Source organism: Myxococcus sp. CA051A (assembly GCF_013336705.1).
Taxonomy (GTDB): Bacteria; Myxococcota; Myxococcia; order Myxococcales; family Myxococcaceae; genus Myxococcus; species Myxococcus llanfairpwllgwyngyllgogerychwyrndrobwllllantysiliogogogochensis.
Genome location: NZ_JABUMS010000016.1, coordinates 81,653 through 93,913 on the forward strand (window position 1 = coordinate 81,653; position 12,261 = coordinate 93,913).

Consider the following 12,261-nt stretch of genomic DNA (forward strand, 5'->3'; position numbering starts at 1 on the left):
ACAGCGACTGTCCATCTCCAGGGGCACGGGGGCAAACCACAAGGGAGACACGACATGCTTCAAAGCATGAGTCTGCTGTCGCTATGCCTGCTCACCAGCCTGCCAGCAAAGTCCGTCACACCTGGAGACACCGCGGCGCCACAACTCGAATCGCCAGACAGCCCGTTCTCCCTGCTCCCCGTCTCTCCACGCGTCTCGGCGCCGCCCTCCGCGACAAAGACTGAAGCCGCCGGGCCCGCTCGCACGATGCTTCCGGAAGACGCGCCCAACTGGCTCCAGATGCGCGGCACCAGCGGCCTGGACCAGGGAACAGATGTCGCGGCGTCCTGCGAAGGCGTCTATGCGGTGGGCTACACCACGGGCAGCTTCGACGGGAGCACCACCGCCGTCGGGAGTGACTGGTTCCTGGCCAAGTACAATCTGGCGGGCGCGTTTCAATGGGCCCGCCAGCATGGCGCGCCCGCCACCTCCGCCAACCCCAACCCCGCGGACTTCGCCGAGTCCATCGCCACCTTCGACGTCGGCGGTCGCTGCAACGACCCCGTCATCTATGTCGCCGGCTACACCTCGGGCAACCTCGACGGGAACACGAACTCGGGCAGCTCCGATGCCTTCCTGACGAAGTATGACAAGAAGGGGACCCGCATCTGGACCCGGCTGTTCGGCACCCCGACCGCGGACCGCGCGACCTCGGTCGCCACCGACAAGAGCGGCAACATCTACATCGTCGGGTATTCAGCCACGGCCTCTTCGGGGACCGATGCCTTCGTCGTGAAATACGATGCGGCGGGGACCCTGCAATGGTCGAAGCCACTCGTCAGCAGCAACAACAAGAACGACCAGGCCCGGGGCGTCGCCACGGACGCCAATGGCGACATCTACGTGGGCGGCCACACCCACGGCAATCTCGGGGGAAACAATACGGACAGCAGCAGCCTGACCAGCGACGTCTTCATGGTCAAGCTGGGCCCCACGGGCACCCAGATATGGGCGAAGCAGTTTGGAACCACCACCCAGGATGTGATGGAGGACCTGGCCACCTCGCGACGACTCACCGGCGAGATTGATATCTATCTGGTCGGCTACACCATCGGGAGCTACGCGGGAACCAATCCCAGCGCCGAGTACGATGCCCTGCTCCTGAAGTTCCGGCCGGACGGCACGGTCCAATGGCAGCAGCAGTTCGGAACCGCCGGGCGGGACATGCTGTACGGAGTCACCTCCGACGGCGGCGGTACGGTGTACGTGACGGGCATCAGCAACCACGACATCAAGACCGGCGCCCCGCTCGACAGCGGCGACCTGGCGGAAACCGATGTCTTCATGAGGAGCTTCAGCGCGACCGGAGCCCCGTTGAAGAGCCGGCAGATCGGCTCGACCCACCCGACCCTTCCCAACGCCGAGTTCGACATCGGCGCGGGCATCGCCGTCGACACGGGGGCCGGGGTGTACATCGTGGGCCACACCGACGCGGCCTTCCCCACCCTCCGCGCCACGTCTCAAGGCAGCACCGACCTGCTCGTGTTCAGGTACCTGGAAGGCTGCACCATCACGACGCCAGGCCAGTGCCACCTCAGCTATGGCTGGGGAGACCCGCACTACGTGACCTTCGACGGCTATGCCTATGACTTCCAAGGGCACGGAGAGTTCATCCTCGCCGAGTCGACCGTCGGCGACCTTCACATCCAGGCCCGCCAGCTCCCCTGGAACGGCTCTTCCCATGTCAGCGTCTTCAAGGCCGTCGCCGCCAGGCTTGGCACCGAGCGCGTGGCCTACTACCTGGGGGCTTCGCCTCCCTTCAAGATCAACGGCCTCGCGGTTCCCATCACCAAGGAGACCCCGCTGCGCGACGGAGGGCGCATCATCCCTCGGGGGAGCGGATACGTCGTTGAGTGGCCAACCGGAGACCACCTGGTCATCACTCCCGTCGGCTCCTACATGAATGTCGACGTGCTGCTGTCCCCGGCGCGCCGAGGCAACGTCCGGGGGCCCCTGGGCAACTTCAATGGCAACCGCGCCGACGATTTCGTCCTGCGCGACAACACGCCACTCGCCGCGCCTCCTTCGTTCGCGCAGATGTATGTCGGCCCACAGGCCTACGTGAACAGCTGGCGAATCTCCCAGGCGGAGTCACTGTTCGACTATGCCGCGGGCGAGTCCACCGCCACGTTCACCAACCTCAACTTCCCTGTCGCACCGCCGTCACCCACCCCCGCCCAGCGGCAGCAGGCCCAGCAGGTCTGCCAGAACGCGGGGGTCACCCAGATCGCCACGTTGTGGGCCTGCATCACGGACGTGTTCGTCACCAATGACACCTCGTTCGCCAGCGGCGCCGCGGCCGTCCAGACCAGTGCCCAGACCCAGGGCACTCCGCCTCCTCCCCAGCCCGCCCCCCAGTCCGTCTACCTGGTCAACTTCGAAGCGGGCGCTGGCGCCGGTGAGTGGAGCTCACAGCTCAGGAGCACGGTGCCCGCGGGAGGCCGCACCTTCCTCGGCGAGTTCAGCAACGAGACCGTCAGTCTCACGCTCCCGTCCCTGCCCCCGCACACCACGGCCACCGTCAGCTTCGACCTGTATGTCATCAATGGCTGGGATGGCAACGGCGCCTTCGGCCCCAGCCGATTCCGGCTGACGGCATCGGGACTTCCCCTCCTGCTCGACACCACCTTCTCCAACACGCGGAGCAGCCAGTCGTATCCAGGGAACTACCCCGCGGTGAACGCGGCCGGAGCAGGCGCTTTCGAGCGAAACACCCTCCTGTATCCCATGGGGGACTCGGTGTACCGGCTCAAGTACACGTTCAACCACTCGGCCACGAACCTGACGCTGTCCTTTGCCGCGGCGGACCTCTCCGGAATCAATGAAGAGGCCTGGGGTCTGGACAACGTCGAGATACAGCTCCAGTAGCCCCCACCAAGGCAACATGCGGCCCTTCCACTCCGTGGCTCCGGGTGGAGGGGCCCCTTGCCTGGAGCCAATCCCATGAAAAACCATCTCGGGCTGTTGCTCGCGGGGACTTGCACGGCCCTCGCCGCGGGTTGTGGTGCTTCCGAGGAGGCCCTCCTCGAAGGACCTGCCACCACGCGCGCATCCGCGAGTGTCGAGGACGCCGCCTTCACGACGCTCGACTACCCTGGCTGCGAGCAGGACTATTCCGACCACAACACGCCGGTGCTCTACGAAGGAATCACCACCGAGCGCAAGGCATGCAGTGGCGAGACGTCCACCGTCTTCGTGAACTTCCTTCACGAAGTCCCAGCGGGCATCACCCTCGACCTGTTCCAGGCAAACAGCTTCGGGAAGTTCGGGCTGGACGACAAGCTCGCGCAGCGCGCGCCGTTGCATCTCGTCAAGCTCGACACCTTCGTGAATCCCTGGGGCGTGCCGATAACACGCTATCGGATCTCCATCAGCTACACCCTGGTCGAGTCCGAGTACTGCCGGCATGCCACCTTCTCGGCCGCCTACCAGCTCGCCACCCATTGCCCCGAGCTGCCGACGATTCGCTCCCCGCCGCAGACCGACTCGCTCACTCCCAAGACGTACGCGGTCTATCCCTTCATCGTCTCCAGTGCCAGCAACGCAGGGGCCCACAAGTTCGTGGCCATTCCATCCGTGACCTCGTGTTCCGAGTGTCACAAACCGGCCTTGGGGCCCACTCCCGAGCACGTCTTCGAGTACCGCCGCACCGGCACCACCCCGTGGTCCACCATCACTCGCGGCGACTACCTCGCGTTCGAGGTGACCGTGGCCTCGGCGGGCGTCTACGAGTTCAGGTCGAAGGGCCGGCTCAAGCCCAATGGCAGCTACTCCAGCTACTCCCCAGTCTCCGTCCTGTACGTCCCGTAGCCATGAAGCCAGCCCCTCCAAATCGAGTCAGGGAGTCATCATGAATGCATTCTTTCAAGGCCGGTGCTTGTTCCCCAGAGGTGTCGCCCCCACGCTTCTCGCCGCATTCGTCGGGCTCGTGGGGGGCCTGGCTTGTGATGGGGAGCAGACCCGCCTCTCACACGAAGTGGGCTCACCCGAGGCCTCCACGGACCTGACGGCCGTTGTTTCTCCCATGGCCTCGGAGGCCTCGCTGGCCTCGCTTGCGCCCCGTTGGGAGGCCACCGGCTCCCTGAGCATCGACCGACACAGGGCCGCCAGCGTGCGACTGAACTCGGGCAAGGTGCTGGTGGCGGGTGGGTACTCGTACAACAGCAGCTCCAACAACTACCTGGCCAGCGCGGAGCTCTATGACCCGGCCACCCGGACCTGGTCCATGGCCGCGTCCATGGCCGTCAATCGCGACGGGCCCGTGGCCACCTTGCTCGCGAACGGAAAGGTGTTCGTCGTGGGCGGCTACACCAGCACGGGCAGGACGGCGACCGCGGAAGTCTATGACCCGGCGACCAACTCCTGGTCCGCCGCCGGCGCGATGCGCACGGCCCAGGAGGACTGCACCGCGACGCTGCTCACCAACGGCAAGGTGGTGGTGACTGGCGGCTACGTCTCCACCCCTGAAGTGTATGACCCGGCGACCAACACCTGGTCTCTCGCGGGAGCCCAGAGCCCGACCCGGTTGGGCTCGACGTCGACCTTGTTGCCCAACGGGAAGGTGCTGCACGTCGGGGGATGGGATGGAGCGACCCACGCCACGGCGCGCCTGTATGACCCCGCCACGAACTCCTGGTCCGCGACCGCGTCCATGGCCACGGCGCGTTGGGACCACACGGCGACGCGCCTGCCCAACGGAAAGGTGTTGGTCGTGGGCGGTTGGGAAGATGTGGCGGCCGCGGAGCTGTACGACTCCACGACCAACACCTGGTCCCCCGCCGGAACGATGAGCACGCCCCGTGCGTTCCACACCGCCGCGCTGGTGGATGGCAAGGTCCTGGTCACCGGCGGCCACACCAGCAACAACCGGAACACACGGCAGTCCGCGGAGCTGTACGACCCCGCGACCAACACCTGGTCCCTCACGGCCCCCATGGCGACCGGCCGCTCCTGGCACAGCGCCATCACGCTCGTCGATGGAAACATGCTCGTCACGAATGGAGGGCGGACCTCCGAGCTGTACACCCTCTCCTCCGCCCCCATGGGCAGGGTCGCGCAGGGCTACACGTGCGGCGCGGCCGACACCTTCACCCCGAGCTGCGCCTACAGCGTGTCCCCGGACGCCACCTATGCCTGGACGGCGCCCTCCACCGGCCTCTTCACCTTCACCACCGCCGGCTCCGACTTCGACACCGTCCTCGAGATTGTCGACAGCACCACGAGCCAGTCGCTCGGCTGCAACGATGAGGCGAACAGTTCGACGTCCCAGTCCTCGCTGACACTCTCACTCGTCGCGGGACAGAAAATCACCGTCAAGGTCGAGGGATACAGCGTCCACTGCGGCAACTACGCGCTCAACATCCAGTAGGGCCGCGTGGGGCGGGAGTTGTTCATCAGCCAACCCGCTGCCGGAACGTGGCGCCTCCGGGAGACAAGGCCCACGCCGCGCCAGGACCGCTGCGGCTTCGTCACACAAGCCGCAGTCGCGTCTCCCACCGGATTGAGCCCGTGTCCGAGTCGTGGTCTAGGCATCCGCACCATGCGCTCGCAGATGTTGCGGTCCCTCCTCGGACTGATGCTTGTCATTCCCTTCCGCACCGTGGAGGCCCGGCCCGTCCAGGCGGAAGCCCAGCTCTGGTACACCGTGTCGGCACAGGGCCACATCGGAGAGCACTTCCTCTACTACCTGGAGGCGCAGCCGCGCTTCAGCAAGGACGACGGCCGCGCCATCCTCCGCTCGGCGGGAGGCGTGCGGCTGTTCCAGGACATGTCCCTGTGGCTGGGCCAGGGCTGGATTCCGCTCTGGGTCTGGGATGGAGACCCTGCGCTACAGCGGGGTGAGAGCCGCCTCTATCAGCAGTACCTCTACACGCCGAAGCTGGGGTCCGTGCGAGGGACGCTCCGGGCGCGCTTCGAGCAGCGCTTCCTCTCCGGGACGACGGAGGTCTCCCTCCGCGCGCGCGTCATGCTCCGCGGTGCCCAGCCCGTGGCCGCGGAGGGGCGCCTGTCACTGATTCTCTGGGACGAGGTCTTCTACCATCTCAACTCGGTGGAGGGCGGTCCCAGCGCGGGCTTCGACACGAACCGCGCGTTCCTCGGCGTGGGCTGGAAGTACGCAGACCACTCTTCCGTGGAGGTGGGCTACCTCAACGCCTTCATCCGCCGGCCCTCCTCCGAGACGGATCAACTCATTCACGCGCTCTCCGTCTCCATGCCCTTCAACTACTTGTAGCAAGGCGATCGGTGCTCCGGCCCCCAGTCCCCGTGCCTGGGGTGTCTTTGCCCCAGGGGGCAGATGACCGATAAACAGACATCACTGTGTGTTTCCGAAACACTTCGTAATTTCCCCACAATCCGCAGCAATTACGCGGAGCTGTGCGAAGCGCCGTCAACACCCTTTACGCACTGGAGCGGAACACCTGGAGCACCCGTAGTCCATGTTATACGCCATTTGCGGGTTTCTCACCCTGCGAGACTGCTTGGCCCATCGATTGCTCAAGGCCCGGAGCGCGTCAGGCCGCAGCTGGTGGACACCAGGCGGATGACGCGTCCCCCCGTAGTCTGAATGGACGAGGAATCTCCGATGCCCGTGTTCCAGAAGATGTTCAAGGGAGCTGCTGTCCTCGCGATGACCGGTAGCGCGCTGCTGACTGGCTGCGGCACCGACACGCAGGTCGATGACGCACAGCACGAGCAGGAAATCATCGCCAACCTGGTCGAGGCCGGCTTCCCGGCGAACGACATCATGGTGGCGGATGGCGACGTGTACGTGGGCCGCGACGCCCATGTGACGCTCGAGGCGTCCCGCGAGATGCTGCAGCCCGTCGAGGCCGGCCCGGAGCAGTACCGCACGACCAACCTGGTCGCCTCCAGCATCACGCGCATCTGCATCGTTCCGACGGCCGCGTTCAACGGCTACGCGCGGCTGAGCCAGGGCCTGGATCTGGCCATCGCGAACTACAACGCGCTGGGCCTGAGCTTCACCATGGCGCGTGGCAGCACGGGCACGTGCAGCGCGACCATCTCCGCGCGGACCACGACCGGCACGGGCGGCTCCGCGGGCTTCCCCTCCGGCGGCCGTCCCTACGGCACCATCAACATCGGCACCGGCCTCAACACCTACAGCGTGGGCGTGAACGAGCACGTCATCACCCACGAGCTGGGCCACACGGTCGGCTTCCGTCACTCTGACTACTACAACCGCGCCATCAGCTGCGGCTCGGGTGGCAACGAGGGCGCCGCGGGCGTCGGCGCCATCCACATCGCCGGCACGCCGACCACGGCGACGACGGGTGGCTCGCTCATGAACTCCTGCTTCCGTTCGACGGAGACGGGCAACTTCACCGCCTCCGACCGCACCGCGCTGACCACCCTGTACTAGTCCTGGCGCGCTCCCCACGGATTCAATCCTGACGCCGTGGGGGGTGCTCCTCGAGGGCTCCGCCCTCACCGCCCGAGCCTCCAGTCCGCGACTCACGTCCGGGCTGGAGGTTCGCGGCTTCATGCGGTGTGGCCCCCGTGTATCGAATCAGTTCTCTTCGGAGCGCTGGGACGTCACGAGCCAGCCCTTGCCGTCGAACTGGTAGAACCAGGTGGCGTTGCCCTCGCCCCGGTCGACCAGCCCCTGACTCGAACCCATGGGCGCGCCCTGGGGGACGTAGCGCTGAAGGCAGCTCACCTCGCGCGGCAGCGCCAGGACCTCCCGCACGTGCCCGCCGCGCGTGAAGAGCACCCGCACGGGGACGGACTCGTTGCACGAGTAGCCTTCGCCCGGGAAGGCGTAGTCCGGCGCTCCGTCCTGGTCGAAGTCACCCCGCACGCACGGCCATCCGTCCTTTCGCAGGACGTCCAGGTCCACGCCCACTTCCTCCAGTCGAGGCGCCGCGTCGCCGACCGTGCCCACGCACAAGCACCGGGTGCTCGTCTCCGTGTCACAGCCCTCATCCGCGAGCGCGATCTCCACGCGTGACGGCGTCTCCTCGCCGCGCAGTGGCGCCTCCGCGCACCCCACGGCCACTGACAGCACAGACGCCCAGATGCAGGTCCAAGGTCGCTGAATCACGTATCGATGCCTCCTGGGGAAGCCCGATTGCAAGCCACGTGCACAGGTCCGTGCGGCCCTGGGGCCACACCTCCATCGAGGGGACAAGGCTCGTGACGCCGTCATGGCCCGCGAGCGCGTGGCGGCGGTTGACGTCCACCCCGTCATGGTCGAGGACGGGGGGATGATTGAACTGCCCCCGGGTGCCTCCATGAAGGACTACCAGCACTACATCCACGAGCTGGAGGCCCTGCATGGCTGGTTGAAGCTGGACCTGGTCCACAACTGCTTCCTCATGGGAGAGGAGGTGGGCGAGGTGTTCAAGGCGGTGCGCCGCCACGAGAAGCTCTATGACGAGGGACGCGGCACGCCCACCGAACAGGCCCGTGCCCATGTCGGCGAGGAGCTGGTGGACGTGTTCAACTACCTGCTGGCCATCGCCAACCGCGTCGGTGTGGACCTGGAGCAGGCCTTCCGAGAGAAGAACGCGCGAAACCAGCAGCGCACCTGGAGCTGAGCCAGGCGCCCCGGTTCAGGGCCCCTCACGTCTTGCGCACTGACTTCTTCTTTTCGCGCTTGCCACCCTTCGATTTTCGCGTGGACCGCTTGTCGACCACCTTGGGCTCGTCGGTATCGCTGTCGTCTTCCCCCTGGCCCCCGCGCGACTGTTGCTTCTGCTCGCTGGAGCTGGAGGAGGCCGGACCGCTCCGAGTCGCGGCGGCTCCGTCGAGAATTCCATCCGCGCCGCCAGCGGACAGCCCCGCGGCCTCGCCGAGCCCATCGCCCACATGGTCCGGCAACCGGGGCTCGGGGACCACGATTTCGGCGGTGTTCCCCTCGTCGTCATACACGGCGGATTCCCAGGCAGCCTCCTCGTAGGCCCGCTTCCAGGCGATGACGTAGGACTTCCGCCAGGCATTGATATAGGCGACACGCTCGGCGGCGTCCGCGCTCCCGCGAGTTGATGCCTCTCTGATGAGGTGGGCACCATCCGTCCGCGCCTGCAGCTGCGTGTAGTGGTCCTCGATATAGGGAATGGCGTCGGGCGCCGGAACGGGAGCGGGCTCATCCAGCTCTGTCTCCTCGAACACCACCTCCCGATACTTCTCCTGGAAGTACCGGGTATAGGTGAGGGCGAACTCCGCCTCATAGGCCTGCCGGGCGGGCGTATCCGTGAGGTTCGTCACCGCGGCGCGGGGAATCTCGCTCAGGACAATCTCCCGGTTGCGCAGGACCGTTTCGTTGGCGCGGTCCGTCTCCCACCTGAGGGGCCCGGATGGGTGGTTCCTCCCCACCTGTTCGGCCAGCTCACCCGCATCGAAGGGTTCGTCCTTGTAGTGGTGGACGAAGTTCGCCACGGGAACCCTGGCCAGATCGATTTCCACCTCGCCATAGCCGCTGAAGCCCACGCCATGATTGGAGGTGATGTCTCCAGGCGTGGACCGGGCCGACAGCAGCTTTCCAACGCCCTTGCGAGTCTGGAGGAAGGACAGCAACCGGGGCTCGTTGGGGATTTCGTCCAGCTGCGTGTTCGCGTGAGTGTTGAGCCACTCCAGGTCGCTCACCTTGCCCTCTCCCACGTTCCGGACCCGCGGCGTCGGCGCTCCCGTGCTCGCATCGAAGTTGTAACCGAGTCGCCCTTCCGTGAGGTGACCCCGATTCATGGGCGTGAGCGCCCGGCCTTCCCTGAGGGCCTTGCGCTCGGGAGGGGTGATGCCGCGCCAGGCCTGGCGCCGAAGCATCCGCCCTCGGACCCGCACGTAGTCCCTGTCGCTGGGCCCCTCCAGGGTGTGTTTCTTGTAGATGTTGGCGACGCCATGCGCGGCCGGAGTCGCGAGCAGATACGCCGCGTTCCCCCTGAGGATGTTTGCCAATGGGGCGCCCTGGTAGGAGATGACATCTCCCGCCACGCTGAAGTCCTCATCGCCCCCCAGACGCGTCACCAGTCCCTGGGGGGTGAGCTCGGCGTTCTCCAGCGCATGGGAGTAGGCTGTCTGGGCTTCAATCTCATCCTCGTGTCCGTCGAAGTCGGCGACGGCGGCGGCCTTGCCAGCCTTGACCTCCTCTTTGTACGCCGCATGGATTTCGCGGAGCCGCTGGTGCCCCGCGGATTCGCGGGCCGCATCCGCCACACGGAGCCCGAACTTCGCGCCGCCCACGCGCTGGATGGGGGCATTTGGCGAGCGGCCTCCCAGGCTCGCCGCCAGCTTCGCCTGCGCCACCACGCGGGGGCCCTGATTGAGCCGCTCCCCGAGCGCTTGCAGGGCAGCCACCCGGGGATGAGCCACTCCCTCCATCCGCTCGTCCCGAGAGGTGACCTGCTCGACCATGGGCACGTCACGCCGCGGCTCGAAGCTCTTCACGACACACTCCTCGCGCTGGAGTCCCAAGCCTGCCACTCGGGTCTGTCCTCCACCCACGGAGTCGGTGAGGGCGGGACGACCCGGGCAGTGCGTGAGCACCCGCGCTTCCACTATCAGTACGACGCGCCACCGCTGACCGTCGGGTGCCCATCTGTGGAGAGACACCAGGGAGGCGAGCGTCGCGCGCGGCCTGGAGGAACGCGGCTGCGTCCCCATGAAACGCAGTGCCGACATCGCGCCTGAGCGCGGGTTGCGATCCCACCGCTCCACCCAGGGTCGGAAGGGACACGTCGGCGCGCGGTCCGAGCCCCGGCATCCGTCACGGCCCCCGGCCAGAGGCGCGCGTCCGTCCACCGCCCGAGGCGGGCCTCCTCCTGGGCCCATGGAGTGGGGCGAATCAGTCCTCGCCGCGTCCACGGCACGAAATGTGGATTACGGGCGGGTGGCACGTGTGACGTCCGCCGGATGGCCCGTTCGCGATGGGCTGGGCTCACGCGTCTCCTCAAGGAACCTATTCAACTGGGATGAAGCCGGCATGCCGAGTGTCTACACCGTGTGTTTCTGTGGAACCGCCTGCGCGCGAGACGAGGGCGAAGTCACGCGATATTGGGACTACAAGCTTCTCGGCCTCTTCGCCAAGAACGACCAGCGCCTCATCAGCCACAAAGACATCTTCGACAAGGGGACCGGATACATCCCGGTACGGCTCCACACGGAGATCTCCACCCACCTCCAGGACACGAAGAAGAGCGTCACCGTGCGAGGTGTCGGCGAGAACGACTGGTACGACCAGATGGACACGTGTGACCCGCTGGACGCCACCCTGCCCGGCGCGCCGGAAGAGCTGCGCAAGTACGCGCGGGCCTACTCGGAAGGCAACCAGCGGACCATGGGGGGCCAGATAGCGGGCTGGGCGGATGCGGCGCTCGCACTGCATGCCGCGAGCCGTGCCGCCGCCAGCGGGGCGGAACAGTACAACTTCGTCGGGCACAGCCGCGGCGCGGTCGAATCCATCATGGCCGCCTGGTTCCTGTATGCCTATGGGGGCGAGGCCTGTCGGAACATCCCCATCAACATCTTCGCCATCGACCCCGTTCCGGGCACCGGCGAGTGGTACGGCATCCAGACCCAGCTGCCTCCCAATGTCGTCAACTACGTCGGCGTCTACGCCTGGGACCATCTGGACGTGGGCTTCAGCGCGGTGATTCCCCGGCCCAATGCGAGGATGACCCAGCAACGCGAACACGAGGCCATCGAGGGCCGGGGCCTGGGGAGCACGTGGCAGACGCTCGCCAACAACCGCCAGTTGGCGGACCCCCTCCTCGCCTCCGACCTCCCCAAGCCCGAAGGGTATCGGCTCTACGCGACCCGAGGGCGCCACAGCACCGTCGCGGGAATCGGCACCACCGATGGCCTGTATGACCCGAAGAAGTTCAGCGACGACGTCGCGGCGGTTCCCCGGCTCATCTACAAGATGGCGCGGGGCTACCTGACCCGATGGGGAACGACCTTCCACACGAAAAGCCAGGTCCGCGATACCGTCAGGCAACTGCGAAAGAGAATCCATACAGCGCATTCTCATTTCGACGCCATGGCGGGCGGGCAGACCCGGACGTCTCGTTATGTGTCGCGGCAGTCCGTCCGGCGGGTGTCCTCCATCCACGGCGTCCTGGGCTGGAACAAATACTACTTCGAGGACGTGGTGGGCACGCCTCCCTACAGGCTCGCCTATCCCTGCACCATCGAGCAGACCGGTGGTGGCTGGGTGGACTGGACGTTCCTGTGAATCAGGTCGTGGCTTCCGAGGGGCAGGGACAG

The 12,261-nt window shown here is 66.5% G+C and carries 9 protein-coding genes; 7 read left to right on the plus strand and 2 right to left on the minus strand.

The window, feature by feature from the left end; translation table 11 throughout:
* Positions 1-54: 54 nt before the first annotated feature.
* The 5 genes from HUA74_RS35075 (at position 55) to HUA74_RS35095 (ending at position 7,420) form a co-directional block, all read left to right on the plus strand.
* Entirely contained in the window at positions 55-2,907 is a 2,853-nt protein-coding gene (locus HUA74_RS35075) for an SBBP repeat-containing protein (protein ID WP_174458044.1), read from the plus strand.
* 75 nt (positions 2,908-2,982) lie between these two features.
* Positions 2,983-3,849 carry a hypothetical protein gene (locus tag HUA74_RS35080; protein ID WP_174458045.1) on the plus strand — a complete coding sequence of 289 codons (867 nt, stop codon included), beginning with the start codon at positions 2,983-2,985 and terminating at the stop codon, positions 3,847-3,849.
* Positions 3,850-3,889: 40 nt separating this feature from the next.
* Positions 3,890-5,407, plus strand: a complete 1,518-nt coding sequence (locus HUA74_RS35085) for a kelch repeat-containing protein (protein WP_174458046.1) — start codon at positions 3,890-3,892, stop codon at positions 5,405-5,407.
* Positions 5,408-5,614: 207 nt separating this feature from the next.
* On the plus strand, positions 5,615-6,271 hold the full coding sequence (locus tag HUA74_RS35090) for a DUF2490 domain-containing protein (RefSeq protein ID WP_254624082.1): 657 nt from the start codon (positions 5,615-5,617) through the stop codon (positions 6,269-6,271).
* Positions 6,272-6,622: 351 nt separating this feature from the next.
* Positions 6,623-7,420, plus strand: a complete 798-nt coding sequence (locus HUA74_RS35095) for a zinc-dependent metalloprotease (protein WP_254625388.1) — start codon at positions 6,623-6,625, stop codon at positions 7,418-7,420.
* A gap of 147 nt (positions 7,421-7,567) precedes the next feature.
* Here HUA74_RS35095 and HUA74_RS35100 read toward each other — a convergent pair whose 3' ends face one another.
* Positions 7,568-8,101, minus strand: a complete 534-nt coding sequence (locus tag HUA74_RS35100; protein ID WP_174458048.1) for a hypothetical protein — start codon at positions 8,099-8,101, stop codon at positions 7,568-7,570.
* Positions 8,102-8,204: 103 nt separating this feature from the next.
* Between HUA74_RS35100 and HUA74_RS35105 the strand changes: the two genes are divergently transcribed.
* Positions 8,205-8,597: a MazG nucleotide pyrophosphohydrolase domain-containing protein gene (locus tag HUA74_RS35105; protein WP_246137410.1), complete on the plus strand. Its 393-nt coding sequence runs from the start codon at positions 8,205-8,207 to the stop codon at positions 8,595-8,597.
* A 25-nt stretch (positions 8,598-8,622) separates the two neighbouring features.
* Here the strand turns inward: HUA74_RS35105 and HUA74_RS35110 are convergent, their stop codons facing one another.
* On the minus strand, positions 8,623-10,443 hold the full coding sequence (locus HUA74_RS35110; protein WP_174458049.1) for a hypothetical protein: 1,821 nt from the start codon (positions 10,441-10,443) through the stop codon (positions 8,623-8,625).
* 535 nt (positions 10,444-10,978) lie between these two features.
* On the opposite strand from HUA74_RS35110, the gene HUA74_RS35115 reads away from it, so the two are divergent.
* A complete protein-coding gene (locus tag HUA74_RS35115) occupies positions 10,979-12,229 on the plus strand; it encodes a Tat pathway signal protein (RefSeq protein WP_174458050.1) in 1,251 nt (416 codons plus the stop codon).
* The last annotated feature ends 32 nt before the right edge of the window (positions 12,230-12,261 follow it).